Annotated in this window: 9 protein-coding genes; 8 read left to right on the top strand and 1 reads right to left on the bottom strand. The window is 72.3% G+C overall.

What is annotated here, in order from left to right; all coding sequences use genetic code 11:
- The first annotated feature begins 1 nt into the window (after position 1).
- From QSK37_RS10305 to QSK37_RS10270, 8 genes are all read left to right on the top strand, one after another.
- On the top strand, positions 2-445 hold the full coding sequence (locus QSK37_RS10305; RefSeq protein ID WP_285619326.1) for a hypothetical protein: 444 nt from the start codon (positions 2-4) through the stop codon (positions 443-445).
- Complete coding sequence (locus QSK37_RS10300; protein ID WP_285619323.1) at positions 438-1,448, top strand: hypothetical protein; 1,011 nt, start codon at positions 438-440, stop codon at positions 1,446-1,448. Before QSK37_RS10305 ends, QSK37_RS10300 begins: the two co-directional genes overlap by 8 nt.
- A 37-nt stretch (positions 1,449-1,485) precedes the next feature.
- A complete protein-coding gene (locus tag QSK37_RS10295; RefSeq protein ID WP_285619321.1) occupies positions 1,486-4,797 on the top strand; it encodes a right-handed parallel beta-helix repeat-containing protein in 3,312 nt (1,103 codons plus the stop codon).
- Positions 4,794-6,038, top strand: coding sequence for a S8 family serine peptidase (locus tag QSK37_RS10290; RefSeq protein ID WP_285619318.1), 1,245 nt, complete (start codon positions 4,794-4,796; stop codon positions 6,036-6,038). Before QSK37_RS10295 ends, QSK37_RS10290 begins: the two co-directional genes overlap by 4 nt.
- A 229-nt stretch (positions 6,039-6,267) precedes the next feature.
- Positions 6,268-6,672: a hypothetical protein gene (locus tag QSK37_RS10285; RefSeq protein WP_285619316.1), complete on the top strand. Its 405-nt coding sequence runs from the start codon at positions 6,268-6,270 to the stop codon at positions 6,670-6,672.
- A gap of 155 nt (positions 6,673-6,827) precedes the next feature.
- Positions 6,828-7,400, top strand: coding sequence for a sigma-70 family RNA polymerase sigma factor (locus QSK37_RS10280; protein WP_285619314.1), 573 nt, complete (start codon positions 6,828-6,830; stop codon positions 7,398-7,400).
- 101 nt (positions 7,401-7,501) lie between these two features.
- Positions 7,502-7,963: a YbaB/EbfC family nucleoid-associated protein gene (locus tag QSK37_RS10275; protein WP_285619311.1), complete on the top strand. Its 462-nt coding sequence runs from the start codon at positions 7,502-7,504 to the stop codon at positions 7,961-7,963.
- Positions 7,964-8,027: 64 nt separating this feature from the next.
- Positions 8,028-18,122, top strand: a complete 10,095-nt coding sequence (locus QSK37_RS10270) for a WXG100-like domain-containing protein (RefSeq protein ID WP_285619310.1) — start codon at positions 8,028-8,030, stop codon at positions 18,120-18,122.
- Positions 18,123-18,144: 22 nt separating this feature from the next.
- Here QSK37_RS10270 and QSK37_RS10265 read toward each other — a convergent pair whose 3' ends face one another.
- Positions 18,145-20,937, bottom strand: coding sequence for an AfsR/SARP family transcriptional regulator (locus QSK37_RS10265; RefSeq protein WP_285619307.1), 2,793 nt, complete (start codon positions 20,935-20,937; stop codon positions 18,145-18,147).
- Between the last annotated feature and the right edge of the window lie 70 nt (positions 20,938-21,007).

Genomic DNA, 21,007 nt, shown 5'->3' with positions numbered 1-21,007 from the left:
GATGCCCGACGCGCCCGCCCCCCGCGAGTTCCGTCTCGCGACCGTCTTCGACTCCGTCGACCCGCTCACCGGACCGGCCTTCGCGCCCGGCCGCCCTCGGATCGAGGACGAGGACGAACGCACGGCGCTCGCCGCGTACCTGAACGCAGGCGAGCCCCTGGTGATGACGACCACCCTGATGGACGACGTGCTCGACGCCGGACGCACCAGCGTCGTACCGATGAACTTCCGCACCGACGGCATCTGGATCTGGACCGACACCGTCACCTACTACCTGGAGGAGCACCGGCTGGCTCCCGAGCCGGGCCTCCTCGCGCACCTGCGCGCCGCGGGTCCGTACGACTGGGCCGCCGACGATGCGACCCTCGAGGCCGCCACCGCGTACGTCCTGGTCCCGGCCGGGTCCAGGCCGGCGGAACCCGTATGGGAGGTGAGCGGTGCCTGAGCGGACCGATTCCGGCGAACCGCTCCCGTCGACGGGTGACCCGGACCCCGGTACGGGTGACCCCGCAGGCGGCGCGATGACCCGGCTCTCCAAGCCCATGATCGCCACCGCCGCGACGATGGGCATCGTGCTCGCCGGGCTGCCCCTGCTGCTGTCGCGACTCGCCGACGATCCGCCGCGTCCGCCGGCGCGGGCGCGCCGGGTCGCGGCCGGCTACACCCAGCCGGACATCTCCGGCGGTTTCGTGCCGGGCACGGATCCGCGCACGGCCGGCGGCGCTGGGCCTCGCCTGCGGCCGACCACGCCCGATCGGACTCCGAGCCCACAGCCGACGGACGGGCCGGGTGGCGGCTCGCCCGGTCCTAGCACCAGCCCCTCCGCGCGTCCGAGCGACACGTCCAACGGCGGTGGGCAGAGTCCAAGCGGCCGGAACACCGGTCAGGGCACCGGAGGGAGCGGCGTCCGGCCACTGGCCCGCTCGGCGGCGCACGCGACGTACGACGCGGTGTCCGGACCGCGCTGTACCGGCCGGGGCACCGGCTTCCATCACTACAACTGGTACGGCGACGGCGACGTCGGCTGGCACGACCACACCACCGGTGGCTGGGCCGGGAACGGCTGCCAGTCGGTCTACCAGTCCGTCCCCATGTCGGGTAGCTCCGGCAAGGACAACGGCAACTCCGTCGTGTGGACCTTCAGCACCGGGCCGGTCTCTCATGGCACCTGCCGGGTTTCGGCCTACATCCCGCGCGACACCGACGTGGTCGCGGTCGGCGGCGACCCGACGTACTACACCGTGCAGAACCAGTTCTCACGGGGGAAAGGCACCGTCGGCTCGTTCACCATCACCCAGGTCGCCCATCGCGGCCAGTGGGTGAGCGCCGGTTCGTACCAGGTGAGCGGCGGCCGGTTCGCGGTCATGCTGCACAGCCGCGGCAAGCGGACGCGGCCGAACGCCCACCATGCCGCCGCGCCCATCCGCGCGACGTGCACCGAGAGCTGACCCGCGACCTCACCCGAACACAGTGAAGGGGACCGGCATGACGCGCCCAGTACTGACCGTGTGCGCCGAGGAACGGGACGGTGCGTACCGGACGATCGGCGCGGCCCTCGACGTGGCCCGCAGCGGCGCGGTCATCAGCGTGCGGCCGGGCCGCTACGAGGAGAACCTCATCATCACCAAGATGGTGACCATCGCCGCCGACGAGGCGCTCGGCAGCGTGCGGATCGTGCCACGGCGCGGCGCGGTGATCCAGGTGGTGGCCGAGGCCGTCCAGCTCACCGGCCTGGTCCTGCAGGGGTGCGACGAGGAGCTGCCGGCCGTCGACGTGCCGCGCGGCCAGGCGGCGCTCCAGGACTGCGAGGTGATCGGCGGGTCCTGGACCGCTCTGCTGATCCGCGGACGGGGCTCGCTGGCCATGCGCGACTGCCGTGTGGTCAACCCGGCGGGCGCCGGTGTCGTCGACACCTCCGCCGGCAACAGCGTCATCGAGCACTGCGTGCTGGAGCACCTCGGCACCTCCGCCGTCGTGATCGGCGAACGCGCCGATCCGGTGGTGCGCGACTGTGTGCTGCGCGACGCGCGCGGCAACGGCGTCTGCGCCAACGGTGAGGCGCGCGGCACCGTCGAGTCCTGCGAGATCGTCGCGACGGACAAGCCCGGTATCGCCCTGGAGGAGTCGGCCGCGACCCGTGTCCTGCGGTCGTCGGTACGCGACGGGCCCATCGGCGTCTTCGTCGGTACGGCCGTGCGGGTCGTCCTGGAGGACCTGACGGTCACCACCACCCGCGGACCCGCCATAGCGCTGGCGGGCGGCACGGACCCGCTGGTACGGCGCTGCCGCACGGCACGGACGCAGGGCCACGGCATCCACATCACGGGGCGGTCGCGGGGCAGGTTCGAGGACTGTGAGGTGTCCGCCACCGACGGCGCCGGAATCTGGGTCGGGGAGAACTCCGGTCCCGTGTTCGCCCGGGTCGCCGTACGGGACTGCGGCGGCGCGGGGGTGGAGCTCACCGATGGATGCGCCCCCGAGTTCGACCGGCTGGAGGTACGCGACGTGGCGGGCACCGCGGTGAGCGTACGGGAGGGCGCGGACCCGCTGTTGCGGCGGCTGACCGTCACCGGCGTCCGCGGCCACGGCGTCGAAGTGCTGCGTGGCGGCTGTGGCCGCATGGAGGCGTCCGAACTGCGCTCGACCGGTGGAGCCGGAGTGCGGGTGGCCGAGGGCGGCGACACCTACGTCGGTGGCACGACCGTACGCGACGCGGGTACGTCCGGCGTCGAGGTCGGAGCCAAGGGCACCCTGTCACTTCGCGACTGCGACATCGAGGGAAGCGCTCAGGACGCGGTGCTGCTGGAGGAGGATGGAGAGCTTTCGGCCGTACGGACCCGGATGCACGCCAGCCGTGGGCACGGCGTCTTCGTGCGCGCGGGCGCGCGGGCCGTCCTGGCGCAGTGTGACGCCGTCGGCAACGGCGGGGACGGGGTCCGCGTCGAGTCGGGCGAACAGGTGCGCCTCACCGACTGCACGGTGGCCGAGAACCGCGGTGAGGGCCTGCGCCGGACCCGGTTCTCCGACCGCGTGTCCGTGGAGAAGCTGACCAGCCGCGACAACGCCGCCGCGGAGGCGAACGCGACGGCCACGGTTGAACCCGGCGTGTCAGGGGAGACGACCGCGGAGCAGGACCCGGAGGGTCCACTCGCCGTGCTCCGGTCCCTGGTCGGCCTTGACGGCGTGAAGGAGCAGGTCACCACGTTGGTCAATCTCAACAAGCTGGCCAAGCGGCGGGAGCGTGCGGGCATGCCGAGCCTGCCGATGAGCCGCCACCTCGTCTTCGCCGGTCCGCCCGGCACCGGCAAGACGACGGTGGCGCGGCTGTACGGCGGTATCCTCGCCGAGCTCGGCGCGCTGCGCAGCGGCCATCTCGTGGAGGTGGCGCGCGCCGACCTGGTCGCCTCCATCGTCGGCGGCACGGCGATCAAGACGACTGAGGTGTTCGAACGCGCCCTCGGCGGTGTGCTCTTCATCGACGAGGCATACACGTTGTCGGCCGGCAGCGGAAGCGGGCCGGACTTCGGCCGCGAGGCGATCGACACGCTCGTCAAGCTGATGGAGGACCACCGCGACGACAATGTCGTGATCGTGGCCGGGTACTCCGCGGAGATGGAGGAGTTCCTGGGGTCCAACCCGGGGCTCGCCTCGCGCTTCAGCCGTACCGTCGAGTTCGAGAACTATTCCGTGGACGAGCTCGTCTCCATCGTGGAGCGGTCGGCCGCGGGGCACGGCTACTCGCTCGCGCCCGGCACGCGGGAGGCGCTCACGGCGCGCTTCGACCGTATGCCCAAGGGCCGTGACTTCGGCAACGGCCGCGCGGCGCGCAAGGTCTTCGAGGAGATGGTCGACCGTCAGGCGTCCCGGCTGACCGCCTGGCCCGAGGCCGGCGACGCGGACCTGGCGGTGCTGCTACCCGACGACGCAGGCACCGACGCGGGATCGCCGGGGACGGCCGAAGGTGACCGGCCGGACCTGCTGGAGCGACTGCGCTCGATGATCGGACTGCCGGCCGCCAAGCGGCAGGTCGAAGACCTGGTCAACCTCATCGCGCAGGCGCGCCGACGCGAGGCGGCGGGGCTGCCGAGCATGGCCGTCGGTCACCATGTGGTCTTCGCCGGTCCGCCCGGCACCGGCAAGACGACCGTGGCGCGGCTGTACGGCGGCATCCTCGCCGAGCTGGGCGCGCTGCGCAGCGGTCATCTGGTCGAAGTGGCCCGGTCCGACCTGGTCGGCCGGTACGTCGGGCACACTGCCCAACTGACCCGCGAGGTGTTCGAGCGGGCCCGTGGCGGCGTGCTGTTCATCGACGAGGCGTACACGCTGACACCGCGCAACGGCGGCACCGGTGACTTCGGACAGGAGGCCGTCGACACGCTGATGAAGCTGATGGAGGACCATCGTGACGAGATCGTGGTGATCGTCGCCGGGTACGACGAGGAGATGCGGGGCTTCCTGGCCTCCAACCCGGGACTCGCCTCCCGGTTCGCCCGGCGGATCGCCTTCGAGCACTACACCGACGAGGAACTGGTCGCCATCGTGGAGCTCCAGGCGGAGGCGGCCGGGTACGCCCTCGCGCCCGCGACCGTGACGGCGCTGGGCGAGCGGTTCGCCGCCACGCCGCGGGACCGCGGGTTCGGCAACGGCAGGTTGGCCCGACAGACGCTGGAGAGCATGATCACTCGGCAGGCGGGCCGGCTCTGCCGGCTCGATATGGGCGACGTGACCGAGCTCAGCCTCCTGCTGCCGGAGGACCTGCCGGCCGGCGACGGCGAGGTTCTCGGGAGCCCGCTATGAGGTCACGCGGCGCTCTCCGGGATCTCGTCACGCGTGCGGCCGCCTGGGCCGGCGCGGTCACCACGCTGACCGCGTCGATCGGCCTCACCCCCGCCGCGGCGACGCCCGGCCCCGCCTCGCTGCCGGGCGTCTCGCAGACGGTCTCCGGCGGCACGTCGGGCTGTCTCAAGCCGTCCACGGCGGAGAGCGTCCGCGTGCCCTGGCCGCAGACCTATCTTCGGCCCGAGAACGTCTGGCCGCTGACGCAGGGAGCCGGGGTGAGAGTCGCCGTCGTCGGCTCGGGAGTCGACGACGGCTCCGGCCTCCTCGGGACACGGCTGACCCTCGGCCCCCGGCTGTACGGCCACGGCGACGCCGGGCGCGATTGCGTCGGGCATGGAACGTTCATCGCCGGACTGATCGCGGCCCGGCGGCGTGCCGGCGTCGGCTTCGCCGGCATCGCGCCGCAGGCCGAGGTCCTGTCCGTCGCGGTCACCGATGACATCGGCGTCACCACGCCCGGCCTGCTGGCCAAGGGCATCAGGGCGGCCGCCGACGCCGGCTCCGACGTGATCGACGTCGCCGTCCCGGTGACCGCCGGCAGCCCGGCCCTGGCGTCGGCGGTCGGCCATGCGAACGCCCACGGCGCGCTCGTGGTCGCCCCGGCGGCGGCCGACGGCCATCCGGGCGGCCCGGTCTACCCGGCCGCGTACCGGGATGTGCTCGCCGTCTCCGACATCGGCCCGAACGGTCTGCCGCCCCAGTCGGCGGCGAGCGGCGGGAGGGTCGACCTGAGCGCCCCCGGAGACGCCGTGATGAGCGTCGGTCCCGGTGGCCCCGGCGACTTCACCGGTACCGGACCCAGCTACGCCGCCGCTCTCGTGGCCGGCACCGCGGCGCTCACGCTTGCGTACCGGCCGCGCATGAGCCCGGCGGAACTGAGGAGCCGCCTGGAGATCACTGCCTACCACCCGGGCACCACCATGCCGGATCCCCGGCTCGGCTACGGCACCGTCGACCCGGCCTCGGCCGTCGGCATGGCCCTGCCCGAGCAGGCGGGCGCGGCGGCCCGGTCGACCGGCCCGAGGCCCGTACCGGCGATGCCGCCGCCCCGGCCCCGGCAGGGCAACGCGCCGGCGTACCGCGTGGCGGCGGGCGCGGCGGCCGCGATCGCCCTGGTCGGCTTCGGCGCGGTCGTCATCCCACGAGGCCGCCGCCGCGGCTGGCGTCCGAGCATGCGACGTCCGGACCCGCCTGCGTGACGGACACCAGCCCCACACTCCCGCCGAGCGATCGCCCAGACCTTTTGGGGGCGGGGCCGATTCCCTCTTCCCTACAGGACCTCCGCTCGCATCGGGTGGAGCGCCGAGCGATCTCCGCGACGAACGGTGCGACGAGCGGGCGAGCGGTGAACCCGAGAGTGGGCACGGCACGTTCGACGAGTGGGGGAGCAGACGCTTGGGGGCGCTCCGGATGGGCAGGCGCCGAGCTGTGAGCGAGGACGACGAGGACATGGACGGCGGACGGCGCGTCGATGGCGAGCCGGCGGTACGCCGTCTCCTCCGCTCCTGGATGAGCCGGCCCGCCCCGGAGGACGATGAGGCGGACAACGCCTGGCCAGGCGGGCTCGGCGCCGGCCTCGACGTGCCGCCCGCGGCGGCGGGAGAGGTCATCGCCGCCGCTCGCCGCGTCGCGGGCGACGGCCGGGCGGACGCGGCATGGCCGGCGCCCGAGCTCCGGCTGATCGCCGAGACGATGGTGCTCGACGAGCACCCGTCCGCATCCGAGTGGACGGACGCCGAACGCGGCGAGGCCCTGCACTGGGTCACGCTGATCATCCACCGCCACGGTGAGAACGGCGTGCAGCGACTTATCGCCGAGTTGAACGCCCGCTGATCCACGGCGTAGGAGCGAAGTTCCTGGTCAGCGCCTCGCTTGAGGTGCTCCGTTAGTAAAGTTGGCTAATTATTGGGGCATCGTTGGCGCCCCTCGTCATCCTTCTGCCACAGGCCACGGAGACCGAGGCCGGAAGAAGGGGAGAGGGATCGCCCATGCCGACCGATGACGCGACCGCACGCGGTACCACCCACGGGGCCGGAGCCCCGCCGGCCAGGCTCGACGACGCGACGCTGGCCGAGCTGTACCGGCTGCACGCCGGCTTCCTGATGCGAACGCTCGTGCGGATCACGAACGGCGACCGCGGCAAGGCCGAGGACATCGTCCAGGAGACGCTGCTGCGCGCCTGGCGAAACCCCGGCTCCCTCACCCGCGGCCCGGCCGAGGCACGCCCGTGGCTGTTCACGGTCGCGCGACGGATCGCCATCGACCACTTTCGGATGGTGGGCGCCCGGCCGCAGGAGATCTCCGACGAGGCTCCGAGGGGCCGAGTCCCGACCTATGACCCGTACGACTCCGTGCTGGAGGCGTGCGACATCGAGGCCGTGCTCGCCAAGCTTCCCTCCCACCATCGCGACGTGCTCGTCGAGCTTCACCTGAAGGGCCGGTCGGTGGCCGACGCGGCACGGGCGCTCGGCGTGCCGGCCGGGACGGTCAAGTCGCGCAGCCACTACGCCATCCGGGCGTTGCGCCCCATGCTCGAGGCGGCCGGGGTTCACGCCGCCTGACGGTCCCGTCACGTCGAACCGTTGTCGCGCCGGCCGCCGTTCCCTCCGGTGAGGCGTCCCCGCGTGGGGCCCTCCCAGCTCGTCGAACGGGAGAGGTGGGCATGTCGTCGCCGCTGACGGAGCAGATCGAACAGGCCATGGTCCGGCTGAAGGAACATCGGGACCGGATGGAGGAGGTCCGCGCCGAGCTGCGAGAGGCCACCGCCTCGGTCACGTCCAAGGACCGCATGGTCACCGCCAAGGTCGGACCGCAGGGCCAGGTCGTCGCCCTGACCTTCCACACGACCGCCTACCGCGCGATGGCGCCCGCCGAGCTCGGGGACGTCGTGGCCGACGTGCTGAACGAGGCACGCGCGAAGCTCGGCGAGCAGGTCGTGGAGAAGATGCGTTCCCTCAGCGGTATCGGCGAGGCGCTGCGGCACTCGATGACCGGCGGGACCGAGCTGGAGGAACTTCTCGCCCCGCTCTACGCCATGCGCCCGGACACCGGTGGGAAGGCGATCTCCACCGGCACGACGCGCAGGGCCGGCAAGGTCCGCAGGCAGGAGGAGTTCGATGGCTGACCCGCGCACCGTTCCGCCCCGTACGGGTCCCGGCGGCCGGTAAGAGGCCCGCGGTATGGCGATCATGCTTCCTCCCGACCTGGCGTCGATCTTCGCTGCGGTCGCGGGCATGGAGTGGCCGGAGGCGAATGAGGACGACCTGCGGGCGGCCGGTGACGACTACCAGGCGATCGCCGATGACATCCCGCAGCTGAAGGAGTACATCGTCGAGCTGGTCAACGTCTGCCTCCAGAAGTTCGAAGGCGAGGCGGCCGACGCCTTCGTGTCCTCGATGCGCGAGCTCATCGGGCAGACCGGTGGAACGGACTACCTGGGCAAGGCCGCCGACGTGGCGACGGAGCTGGCCAAGACGGCGCACGACACCGCCAACGAGGTCGAGTACACGAAGTGGATGGTGATCGCCCAGCTCGTGCTGCTGGTCGCCGAGATCGCCTACGACATCTTCTGGGCACCGTTCACGTTCGGCGAATCCCTCGTCAACATCACCTGGCAGTGGGCCCTCGTCCGCGAGACCATCCAGATCATATTCAAGTGGCTCCTCAAGTCCATCACCATGCACACGTTCGCGAGCATCGGCGAGAGCCTGCTCATGGACGCGACCATCCAGGGGATCCAGTTCGCCCAGGGGCACCGGCACGAGTGGGACAAGAAGGCGACGCTGCAGTCGCTGGAGTTCGGCGTCATCGGCGGCGTGCTGTCCGGACCGCTCGACCTGATCGGCATGGGCCTGGGCAAGGTCCTCGGCGGGATCATCGGCAAGAGCCCCGGACGGATCCTCGCCCACGAGCTCGGCGACGCGATGAAGGGCGCCGGGCACATTCTCGAGGACACGGTCGGCGACTCCATCAAGCATGCGACCGGGACCGTGGTGAAGGACGTGGCCGGCGACTCCATCGAGCACGCGACGGGGAAAGCGACGAAGGACCTGGTCGACGACGCTCTCAAGCACACGACGGAGACCGGGGTCAAGGACGCGGCCGGGAAGTGGCCGGCCGGAAAGGGCGCCGCGGCCTTCGCCCGGGACCTGGGCGACGTGATGGGCGCCGCCCTGCCGCAGATCCAGCAGGGCTTCACGAAGTTCGGCAAGGGCACGATCGCGCAGGCGTTCGAGGACCGTGTCGCCAAGATCTTCGGCAAGCACCTGGGGCCCGTGCTGGGTGACGAGACGGCCGGGCAATTGGGCCGCGAGTTCGGTGCCACGTTCACCCGGGAGTGGCGCAGCCTCGACACCGACCTGAGCGCCGAACTGCGCGACGTCCTGAGCCACGCGCCGCTCAGCGACACCGGGGTCAAGGCGCTGGCCGACGCGCTGCCGGAGCTGGCCGCGCACATGCATGAGGGGAACCGGCTTTTCCAGGTCGGCCACGCCATCGGCGAGCAGCTCAAGGAGGGCGTCCACAACGTCCTCAGCGAGGGCTTCTACAACATGATCTTCACCGACGGCCACCAGTTCAGCAGTACCTGGCAGACCTTCGGTGCGGGTGTCGCGATGGGCCTGCTGGGCCGGATCGGGCACCACGTGGCCTCGCCCATCTCGGCGAAGTACGCGGCATGGGTGTCGAACTGGCAGCACGCGCCCATCCACGAGGGTGACAGCAAGTACTTCGGTCCCCTGCACCCGCTGACCCTGATGTCGCTGGCCTCGAACCTGGCCGGGCACCCCGCGCCGTTCCCCGTCCCGCGCCTGGGCCCGCATGTCGCCGGTCCGAAGACGTCCTCCGACGGCGCGCTCCCGGACGGTTCGCCGCGGGCGCACCGCGATGAGGAGAAGGAACCGCTCCTCGGCCCGTCGCGCGTACGCACCGAGAGCGGCGACACCGCCTCGATCGACGACACCGCCTCATACGACGGCTCGCGAATCTCGCTCTCCTCCGACGACGGCTCCGCCGCGTACGACGGTCCCTTCACCGGCGGCGGCCCGGTCTCACGAGAGGGGCCGGCCTCGCGCGACGACCTGGCCGCGCCCGAGCCGGTACGCACACAGTCCGGCGAGCCTCCGGCGACCGCCGAGACGCACCCGTGGCCGACCTCCGCACAGGACACTACGCACGCGGGCACTACGCACGCGGACCCCGGCACGGGCGCCGCCACACCGGTCCGTACCCACCACGACGGCCCGCCCGTACCCACCCCGGCCGCGTCCCCGGCCTCGCCGGGTGACCACGAGACACCGTTCCACTCGACGCGCGTCGACCTGTCCTCCGGCACCTGGTTCCCCCGGGCGCACAGCACGCGGACGCACGAGACCGCCGCCCGCGCGGTCCCCGGCGCCGACGGATGGCACCTCGTCGTCGGGCACGGCGCGCCCGGCAAGGTGGAGATCGGCGGGCGTCTCGCCGGCGCGGCCGAGGCGCTCGCGCACGTGGGCACCGAGAGCAAGCTCACCTTCGTCACCTGCTACGCCGCCCGGCCTGGCGACGACGGCGTCGCGCTCGCCCTGGACGCGCACCTGCGGACGGGTCAGGAGACCCTGGGGCCCACGCACGAGGCGATCGTCACCACCGGCGGCGACGTGATCTCCGGGGTGTTCGGGGTGGACGGGAACGGCCGCCAGGTCGTCATCCCCAAGGGCGACTGGGTCGTCTTCCGCGACGGCAAGGCGCACGCTCTTGGCACGACCTCGCTGAAGGAGGCGTACGCCCGGCTGAACGCGAAGGAGAGCCCGGTCGGCCCGGCACCGGCCGAGGACGTCGGTCTCGCGCACGGCGTCAGCGCGGCGCAGCGCAAGGGCCTGGAGAAGTACGGCTACGCCCCGCTGCGCGAGCACGCCACCGACTCCGCGGACTCCTTTTACACCTCGCTGCTCGCCATGACGACCCCCCAGCTCGCCGGCTTCTACGGCAGGCGCCCGACCCCCGACATGATCCGCCAGAGCCTGCACGACGGGCTGCGGGAGGACCTCGGCGGGCCGGAGCCGCGGTACGCCCGGTTCCTTGCCGAGGGGCAGCGGGTGGACCGCCTGCTGGCCGGCGTGATGGACCCCGCCGCCTGGACGTCGCAGCTCGCCGAGATCCTCCCGCACGTGGCCGCCGACGTCTTCAAGCTCGACCTCGGCGTGGTCGGCGGTGACGGCAGACCGCACATCTCCGGCCAGATCCTCGGGCCGCATCGCAAGGGGCATCCGGACGGCAACCCGTTCCTGTTCGTCCGCGTGGGTGGTGACCACTTCGTCGCGACGCAGCGCACGCACGGCGACGGCCCGGCGTCGACGGTGCCTCGGCCGGAGGAGATCCACGGCCTCGGCCAGGACGGCGGCCAGGGCGGCGGAGCGTTCACCCGCCCGCTCACGAGCGACGAACACGACCTCGTGGAACAGGCCGGCCGCGACGCGGTACGCCATCCGCAGATCGAGGTGTACAGCACGCTGGCCCACGCGCTGGGGGTCACCGAGTACCTCGGCGCCCGGCTCCGCGGGCAGGACGACGGCCTCGGGGACCTGATCCAGCGTGCCCTGCGGAACGAGCCGGGCGCCGCCGACGAACTCGACACGCTGGAGCGCATCGTCGCCGAGCACCGGAAGGCGACGTTGGAGCCGGGCCCGTTGAACGAGGCGGCTCACGTCGACCGCGTACGGACGGCGTCCGACGCGACCGGGACACCGTTGCCCGGCCATGCGGCCGTGGACGCGGCCCGCGCCGGCGCGTACCACGCGCTGCGCGACCGGCTGGGTGATGCCGTCGGCGGCCCGCCCGACTCCAGGAGGGGCATCCGCGCGGCCCTGAGCCGTGTCGAGGCGGCGGGTCGCGCGGCGCGCCAGGACGCGATCGCCGAGGCTCGCCGCCGGGTATCCCCGCCGCACAACATCGACCATGCGCCGGAAGAGGCGAAGCAGGCCGCCGTCGCGCGGTACCGGAGGCTGATGGACGAGGCGGAGAGGTCCGCCATCGCCCCAGGCGGCGCCGCCGACCGGGCCGAGCACGAGGCACGTGAGCGAGAGATCGCCCGGCGGCTCAAGTCCTACCGCGCCGACGACGAGGAGTTCGACCGGCTCCGGTGGGCGCGGCTCATGCGTACCGGCCCGCATGTGATCGAGCAGGCCGACCGCGCCGGCTTCGCGGCGGCGCGGGAGACCCGCCAGGCGATCAAGGACCAGGCGTCCACCGCCGCCGAGTGGAACCTCCGCACGGACGCGGTGCGCCACGAGCAGCTCACGGCCGACCCGCCGCGCGAGCTCCCGCCCGGCTTCGGGGAGGTCGGAGCCGGCGGCGAGAGGCACTATCCGCTCGGGCACCGCGGCCGCGTGATGCGGCTCGGCGACGCCTGGTTCGGCGACGACGCCGCGATCTCCCGGCTGGTCGGCGGAGGTCTTCCGCAAGGCACCGGCCAAGCCCTCCACGACGCGGTGAAGGCCGCCGTGGAAGAACGGCTGCGGAGTCTGGGCAACCGGGTGGTGGCCCAGCACATGCTGGAGGGCGGACTGCGGCTGCGGGTCACGGTCGACGGGCAGCGCTACGAGGTCAAGGCCGTCCTCGACCTCGGCGACTTCGGCCAGGCCCACTACCTGCCCGCGGTCGAGTCGCAGCGGAACCCGACCGGCCCGGCGTCCCAGTCGGTGCTGCCGGGCCAGCGGCACCACGGCGCGGTGGAATCCGACCACGAGAACATCGCGGGCCACCGGGTGGGCGGCGCCAACACCCGGAGCGCGAACCTGACGTGGAACCTGACCACGCCGTTCGGCATGCCCCCGAACAAGGTGATGTCGGCGACGGTCGAGGTCTCCGTCGGCGGTGAGAGCTCCACGAGCTGGGCGCAGGGCAGCGACGCGGTCGCGGCGACCAAGCGGCTGTTCGAGCTCAGCGGCGATGAGTCCCACTTCGAGTTCCCCGGTGCCCGTCTCACCGTGGAGCTGAAGAACCTCGACCAGCAGGGGGCGCTGCGGCCGGTCCACGTCCCGGTCCCGGCGCGTCTCGGTTTCCCCAAGGACCTGACGCCGCGCCAGCCGCCCGGCGGCGGTCCGGTTCGGCCCGTCCACCCGGCACAGCCCGGTGCGGACGGCTGGTACCACGGCGTCCAGCCCGCCCGGCTGGACCACGGCGGAGACGCGATTCGGGACACGGTCAAGCGCGTCGACCGCGTCCTGAGCAAGATCACGCATCTCCCGCAGTCGATCTCCGGCCTGGGCGGCCTGCGTGAGGAGGTCATCCGGCGCCTGCCGAACCACTCCGTCGACGTGGGCTCGGAGCTGTACGAGGGCATCCAGCACTGGATCAGCGAGACCAACCTGCTGCGCAACTACGGTGACCTGACCACGATCGGCACCCTGTCCCCGGCGTACCGGACCGGCGATGGCGACGCGTCCGCACACCTGACCGTGACCTCCACGATGCTGGGCGCGAAGCGGATCGGGCCCGGCCCGGTGCCGATGAAGGAGGAGGCCCAGCGCTGGATCAACACCGGCGGCACCAGCGAGAACTCCGGGGCGATCGGGATCACCCCCGTCAAGGCGAACTTCGGGTACACCATCGGCGATCCCACGGCGCCGTTCGGTTTCAACCACTCGCTCGGATTCGGCTTCAGCGTCGGCGCCCGGCTGTCGACCACGCGCACCAGCAACGCGAACATCGGCGCGGGTGAGGTCCGTGGCCTGGTCTACGACGGCCCGAGCGTCCTGTACCAGCTGACCACCCGGATGTCGGTCGAGGTCACCAGCGACATGAAGGGCTTCGCCAACGGCCGCGGCCCGCTCGCCGCCCGCGACGTGACGACCTTCGTACGCGTGCCGATACACGAGGCGAAGCGGTTCGAGGCGCTGGTCGAGCGCGAGATGGCCGGGCCGAAGGGCAGCGACGCGTGGCAGCGCGCCAACGCGCTGGTGCCGGCCGACCAGGACCCGCGGCCGGACGACCAGAAGGCCCGGAACGATCTGGAGGCGGCCGAGGCCTCGCCGCGCCACCCACCGGAGTCGATGGCTTCGGGACAGGGCATCGGGTTCTCGGCCGTGGGCCGGCTCGGCGGCGCCGAGGCCGTGCTCCCGCAGATCGAGGCGGTCCTGAAGAAGGTGGAGCACGCTCGTGACTGGGTCCCGGACTGGTCGCCGATGGAGCTGAAGTTCCTGCGCCGGTTGCTCCTGCCCAAGTTCGGAAAGGAGGCCCTCGTCAACGGGGGCAGCGGGCTATTCCAGCGTGGGATCAAGGACCGCCTGTACCGGCCGGTGGACAACGGGACCGAGGTCATCACGATCGAGGTGAAGGTGGACCGCGACCCGCTCCCGGCGGCCAGCGGACGGCTGAGCCACACCAAGCTGGAGCTCATGCCAGCCGGGTTCGCCGGCGCGAGCGGCGGCGACTCGCTGTCCTCGTCGGTGTCGGGGACCGCGAACGCCGGTGTCACCGTCGGGGTCGGTGACCGTACGGGCGACGAGCTGAGGCAGGTCAGCCTCTCGGCGGAGGGCGGCGTCTCCTCCGGCAGGTCGGCCTCGACCAGCGTCGGCGCGTCGGGTTTCCAGATCCAGGCGATGCTCTACAACGGGCCCGCCCGTACCTTCGACTATGTGGTGAGGTATTCCGTCACCGTCTCGATCAGGCATATCCCCTCACCCGTCCCCGGCGACCTGCCCAAGGTCCTCTTCCGGCACCTCAAGAACATCAGGCGGGCCTCCGACCACGAGCCGGAGGACATCTATCCGGCGAACGTCCCCGGTGCTCAGGCGAGCATGGTCGCCCGGCTCAGCGGCGCCAAGGACGACGAGTACACGGTGCGCTTCGTCGTACCCGAAGGGCTGTCCCCGACCGACCCGGCGGCGAACCCGGACGCGGGCCGGCTCACTCGGCCGTACGACTACACCGTTCCGCCGCCCACGCCGGGCAACCACGCCGGCGGCGGCAAGGCGACGGTCCGGCTGCCGGACCTGCCGCAGCCGATCCAGCGGAACCACAAGCCGCTGAACGGCGACGACATCGTGATGGAGACGATCGGCTCCCATCACGTGGAGACCGAGGTCGAGCGGCTGCTGCGCGAGGTGGGGATCGACCCGGACAAGGCGGGGGACATCACCTGGACGACCACGGGCACCGAGATGCTGACCGGCGCCAACGTGCGCGGCCCGTCGCCGGTCACCGCCACGCTGATCAAACAGGGGATCATCAAGGACGCCCACACCGTCGTACGGATCGAGGGGTATCCCATCGGCAGCCGCCCCACGCCGCAGGGGCTGAAGACGCTGAAGATGGACGTCGCCGAGGGCGGCTCGAACGTCTCGGGCAGCCATGGCTCGTCCAAGGACAGCTCGTACAAGGTCAACGTCGGCTTCGGGGTCCTCTCCGGGACATCCGGCGGGACCCAGCAGAACTTTCCCGGCATCAGCCGTGGCGGCGACATCCCCGGTGTGCCGCGGTCCAGCGAGGCACGGACCACGGCGCTCAGCCCGACGTCGGGACGGCTCATCCAGATCCAGGACAACTTCACCGAGCACGTCGCCGACCTCGCCTACGTGATCACCGTGGTGAACCAGAAGACCAACATGTTCGAGTCCGACACCCCCAAGGTGGCGGCGAGCATCATCCAGATCACCGACGGCATTCACTACCTGCGTTCGACCACGCCCCAGGTGGATCCGCACGCGCCCCACATCAGGTCCGCCGCGAACCCGGCACCCGGCGGCAAGCCCACGGTCATCCGCGCCCGACAGCCGCACGGGACGACCGTGCCCGGCGCCCCGCGGTGGCGCCGCAGCGACAAGATCGTCCCGCGCTTCCCCGCGACCCAGGCCGACGCGCAGAAGATCACCCGCGGTGAGCAGGGCCGTACGCTGCCCGTCGACGGGCTGCTGCATCACGCCGCGGCCTCCGAGCGGCTGCTGGTGCCGTCCGGCGACAACCTACGCCACGCCGGCATCACCGGAGACGGCAACCCCGTGCTGGACGGCGTACAGCGGGTCCTGCAGAAGAACGCGCCCAAGTCGCTGGAGGACTACTGGCAGGTCTTCGGCGCCGACGAGGCCCAGCAACCGCTGCCGGCCAAACTGTCGAGCCTGCTCAACGTCGGGTCCGCGGAGGCACTGATCGACACGATGCTGGGACCGGGGCTGATCCTCCACACCAGCCGTTCCAGCGTCCTGCACAACGAACGCGTGTGGCTGCTCCTACGGGCACACCGCGACCCGAACGGAAAGGGCTACTACTTCGTCGAGTCCAAGCCGAACGCCAACGTCGCGCGATATCACTTCCGGCAGAACCGCGGCGAGACCGGCCAGGGGCGTCCGCGCGGCGTCGAATGGTCCAGCAGCACCAAGACGAACGAGGCCCCGTCCAACGCCGGCCGGGCCGACTCGGCCGCCGTCACGCCGGGCGGCTCGGTCTCGCGGTCGACCAACACCGGGCGCTCGACCGCGCAGATCGACGCGAGCCGCAACACCCTGTTCGTCGGCGGCGGCGCCGACCGGTACGCCGGAGAGCTCCGGCTCGACATCTCGCTCGTCCGTACGCCGAACCCGTCCCGGACCCTCAACACCGTGCTGTTCACCCTGCCCGACAAGGTGTCGATGCTGACGCACGGCCGACTCGACATGACCAAGGTGGACGGCCACGAGTCGATCATGCTCACAGAGCGCGTCCTGATTCCTCCGTCACTGCTCAAGCCGGACATCCAGCCGTACGACCCGGCCGGCGGCCATGTCGCGGTCACCGAGGTCCCGTACAACTCGACCGTGGCGGACCTCGGAGGACAGGCGCTGCCCATCACCAAGCAGCAGCTGCTGGACCGCTCGGTGTTCACCCTGGGCTTCGACCACGACAAGCTCCAGGTGCTCAGCGACGAAGTGCTGAAACGGCTCGGAAAGAGCCCGGACAATCCGGCGTACGACGCCGCGACCGGCCGGATGGCGAGCCACGGCACCCGGGCCCGCGACGCGCTCTACACCCTGCTGTCGCACCCGATGCTGACCAACGAGCTGGAGCTCATGCTCGGGGAGCACGGCCTGGTCTCACCGCCGCTCGTCCGCGAGGGCGGGCCGTTCACCGACACGCACGCCAAGGTCACGATCAAGGCCGAGTTGTTCGACCCCCGGGTCGCCAACTACTTCGACGGCTCGCTGGAGTCCAACACCTACCACTTCACCGAGTCGAACGAGAGCCGGTCGCACGGTGACGGCTGGGGGGTGAACAGCTCGTCCGGGCTCACCGGCGTCTCCGGCAGTACGGATAAGCAACCGCCCGGGTCGCACGCGACGCAGAAGCCCTCCGGCACGGTGAACGTTGGGGGCAAGCAGACCACGAGCCGGTCCAGCACCGTGGTGCACAAGCAGATGCCGAGGACCGTCTCCCGCGGCCGTACCGAGTCCTGGCTGCGGGTGAAGACCGACGTCCTGCTGAAGATCACGATCGAGGCGCGCAACCAGCGCGGGCCGCTCGACTTCCCCGGCGGCACCTCGGAGATGGCCTTCCACGTGCGCAACGGCGTCGAGCTGGCGTTCGGCTCCGAGCTCGCGCTGAAGACGTTCGACGTGCCCGAGCTGCACGCCCACGGCATCCCGACTCCCTCGGGCGTCTTCGTACCGGCCAGGAATTTCCCCGGCGTCCCCGACGACGGGATGCGGCGGCTCCAGGCCGCGCTCAGCTTCCCCGCGGTCGGCGGCGCAACGGTGATCCACGTGCACGGCGACCCCGCGCGGCCCGGCAACTTCGTCGTGGGGAGCCGCTCACTGACACCGCAGGAGTTCGACCGGCAGGTCCTGTCGCGGCACGACCTGGGACCGGGGCGATACCTCGTCATCGTCGGCAACGACATCAGCAACCCGATCGGCGACGGTCCGTCGGCCGCCCAGATCATCGGCGCCGCCCATCCGGGCCTGCAGATCATCGGGGCCGACGGCCCGGTCCTCACCACCTACGGCGGCGCCGTGTTGACGGGCAAGTTCACCCACGACGGGCTCCAGCCGCGTGCGATCTCCTGGCAGGGCGAATGGGTGCTGATCCCGGCCGACGGCGGGCCCCCGGTGCCCCTCGGACCCGACCTCATCGGCGCGCTTCAGGCGCTCGGCCCGGGCATGACGATCACACCCCCGCGCGACGTCCTGCCCCCGCCCGGTCCCTCCTACTGGAGCGGCTCGCCCGGGCCCGGCCAGGGCTCCGGGGGCGGGGCGCCGCTGCCCGGCGGCACCTCGATCACCCTGCCGTACCTCAGCTGGGGCGGGTACCGCGGAGGCCCGTCCGGACGTGCCTGACCCGCGCCGTACGGCACGCGTCTCAGCGGTGTTCGAGTGCGGAGAGCCGCCGGCGGAGCCGTTCGGCGAGGGAGGACTCGCCGCGAAGGGAGTACAGCTCGATCGCCGCCCGGAGGTGCTGGATCGCGTCGCGGGTCCGGCCCAGTTCCAGGTTGAACTCCGCGTACTGGTGCTCGGTGAGCGCGTGAATCTGCAGCGAGCCCGCGGTACGGCAGAGCTCCAGCGTCCGGCGCCAGACCTCCTCGGCCTCCGACGAGCGGCCGAGGACCTGCAGGGCCTGCGCCTCGTTGACCATGGCCGAGAGCTGGAAGGTCGCCCCCGGATGCTCGCGGAGCAGGTCACGTGCCTCACGCGCGTAGCGCAGCGCCGCCTCGGCGTCGCCGGCCATCCCCCGTAGCGCGGCCGCGTTGCTCAAGATCGAGTCGGCGTGTTGCCGGTGACCGCCCGTACGGACCAGGTCGAGGGCCGTCTCGGAGATCTGGCCGGCCGTGCCGAGGTCACCGGCGAGGCCGGTCGCGAGCGCCCGTACACCCAGGATGTAGACGTAGAGGTCGCCGTCGGCCGGCCCGGTGCGGGCCAGCGCCCGGTCGAGGAGCTCCAGGGCTTCCTCGACGCGGCCGTTCCCGCTGAGGGCGCTCGCCGTCGCCGCCTCCATGGCGGCCAGCGAGCGTCCGCCGCCGGCGAGGCCTGCCGCCCGCAGGCCGACCCGCAGACAGCTCAGCCGGTCGGTGAGCTGGCCCGCGCCGTAGTAGAGCGGGTTGGCGGACCAGGCGAGCCGCCAGGCCCGCTCGGGCTCGCCCTGGTCGGCCGCGATGCACACCAGGGCGCGGATCACTGGTTCGTGCGCGCGGAACCAGGCCAGGGCCGACCGCACGTCCGGCACCGGCGGGAGCGCCCGCGGCGCATACTCCAGCGGCCCGGAGGTCTCGTAGAACGGCTGCACCCGGCGTACGGCGTCGCGGGCCGCCGCCATGTGGTGGTCGAGCAGCCGGGCGAGCGCCTCCCGGCGCGTCTCGGCGCCCTCGCCGGACAGCAGTTCGGCTCCGTACAGGCGGATCAGGTCATGCCGGGTGTATCGGCCGGGCGCGCTCTCGGCGAGCAGGTGGTGGGCGGCCAGCGCGCCAAGCGCCTGCCGGGCACGGGTGACGTCGGCGCCGAGCAGCGCCGCGGCCGAGGACAGGTCGACCTCCGTGCCCGGATGCACGGTGAGCAACGCCAGGAGCCGCCCGGCCGTGGGCGGCAGGTAGCGGTGGGTCATGGCCAGCGCGCCGCGCACGCTCATGGCGCCCTGCGTGTCGAGCGTGAGCAGCCGGGTGCGTTCGTCGCTGAGCTCGCCGACCAGGTCGGCCAGGCTCCAGGTGGGCCGTGCCATGAGGCGCGCCGCGGCGATCCGCAACGCCAGCGGGAGACGTTCGCACAGCTCGGCCAGACGTTCGGCGGCCTCCGGCTCGGCGCCCACGCGTTCCTCGGTCAGCAGGCGCCGGAGTAGGCCGATGGCGTCGTCGGAGGGCAGGGCGCCGAGGTGGAGCGAAGCAGCCGCCTCGGTGACGAGCAGATCCTCCAGCCGGTTGCGGCTGGTGATGACCGTGGCGCAGCCGGGCCCATCCGGTAGCAGGGGCGTGACGTCGCGAGCGGCGCGGGCGCCGTCGAGGATCACGAGAAGCCGGCGCTCCCGGGTCTGGTCGCGGAACATCGCGCTGCGAGCATCCGGGTCCTCGGGGACGGCGTTCTCCGGGACGCCCAGCGCCCCCAGGAACGAGCCGAGTATCCCGGCCGGGTCGGCGGGACCGGCCGGGTCGAAACCGCGCAGGTCGGCGTACAGGTGGCCGTCGGGAAAGCCGGAGGTCACGGTGTGCGCCCAGCGGATGACGGTGGCCGACTTGCCCGCACCGGCCGGTCCGACCACCACGGCGAGACCGCCGCCCGTCCGGTCGGGCCCGCACTCGCGGTCGAGCCGGCGCGACTCCTCCAGCCGCCCGACGAACCCGGCGGGCGGTCTGGGGAGCGCGCTGGAACGGACTCGTGGCATGGCGGGCGCGGCCGAGGACGGCCCTCCGACCGGAGTCGTCGCGGGCCGCGGCGTGCGGGCGTGGTCGTCGGCGGTCACGGACGCCAGCGCCTCTTGGAGCACCGGCCCGGGCGCTATGCCGAGCTCCTCGTCGAGCCGCACCCGCGCGTGCTGGTAGGCGGCGAGGGCGTCGGAGACCCGCCCGGCCTGGTGGAGACAGCGTATGAGCAGCGCGACCATCGGCTCCTGCAGGCCGTCGGCGCGTACGCTCTGCTCCAGCGCCGGGATCGCCGCCGAGCCCTGGCCGAGCCGCAGGCGGTGCTCCGCCCAGTCGCGCATGGCGCGGGTCCGCGCGTCGTCGAGCCGGTCGGCGAGCGCGTCGCGAAGTTCGGTCTCGGGCAGGTCGGACAGAGCCGCGCCGTTCCACAGGCTGAGCGCCTGCTCCAGCCGGGCCACGGCGCCGGCGTCGTCGAGCAGGGCGGCCTCGGCGGTGAGCGCGTCGAAGCACAGAGCGTCGACCGCGTTCGCGTCGCCGGTCAGTTCGTATCCGGGCGAGCGCGTGAGCAGGACGAACGACGACGAGGCGAGGGTCTTGCGCAGCGCGGCCACATGTCCCTGGAGCGCGGGCTTGGCCTGCGCCGGAGGGCGGTCACCCCAGAGGAGCTCGAAGAACCGCGCCAGAGGCACGCACCGGTCGAGCTCCAGGGCCAGCAGGGCGAGGACGGCACGTCGCTTCGGCCCGGACACCTCGACATGGGTTCCGTCATCCCGGTGCAGCTCGACCGGGCCGAGCAGCCGTATTCGCATGTGGTCTGTCCCGACCTCTCTAGGCAGCCGAGCGTAACGACGCCCGCCGCACGTACGCCCTGGGCCGATC

It is taken from the genome of Actinoallomurus iriomotensis, from assembly GCF_030269445.1.
In the GTDB taxonomy this organism is placed as follows: Bacteria; Actinomycetota; Actinomycetes; order Streptosporangiales; family Streptosporangiaceae; genus Actinoallomurus; species Actinoallomurus iriomotensis.
This window is presented reverse-complemented; position numbering and strand designations above follow the sequence as displayed.

Bases quoted from the DNA above. Each gene is read 5' to 3' on its own strand.
- QSK37_RS10265 (WP_285619307.1), bottom strand. From the start codon at position 20,937: ATGCGAATACGGCTGCTCGGCCCGGTCGAGCTGCACCGGGATGACGGA.
- QSK37_RS10275 (WP_285619311.1), top strand. From the start codon at position 7,502: ATGTCGTCGCCGCTGACGGAGCAGATCGAACAGGCCATGGTCCGGCTG.
- QSK37_RS10290 (WP_285619318.1), top strand. From the start codon at position 4,794: ATGAGGTCACGCGGCGCTCTCCGGGATCTCGTCACGCGTGCGGCCGCC.
- QSK37_RS10280 (WP_285619314.1), top strand. From the start codon at position 6,828: ATGCCGACCGATGACGCGACCGCACGCGGTACCACCCACGGGGCCGGA.
- QSK37_RS10305 (WP_285619326.1), top strand. From the start codon at position 2: ATGCCCGACGCGCCCGCCCCCCGCGAGTTCCGTCTCGCGACCGTCTTC.
- QSK37_RS10295 (WP_285619321.1), top strand. From the start codon at position 1,486: ATGACGCGCCCAGTACTGACCGTGTGCGCCGAGGAACGGGACGGTGCG.
- QSK37_RS10270 (WP_285619310.1), top strand. From the start codon at position 8,028: ATGCTTCCTCCCGACCTGGCGTCGATCTTCGCTGCGGTCGCGGGCATG.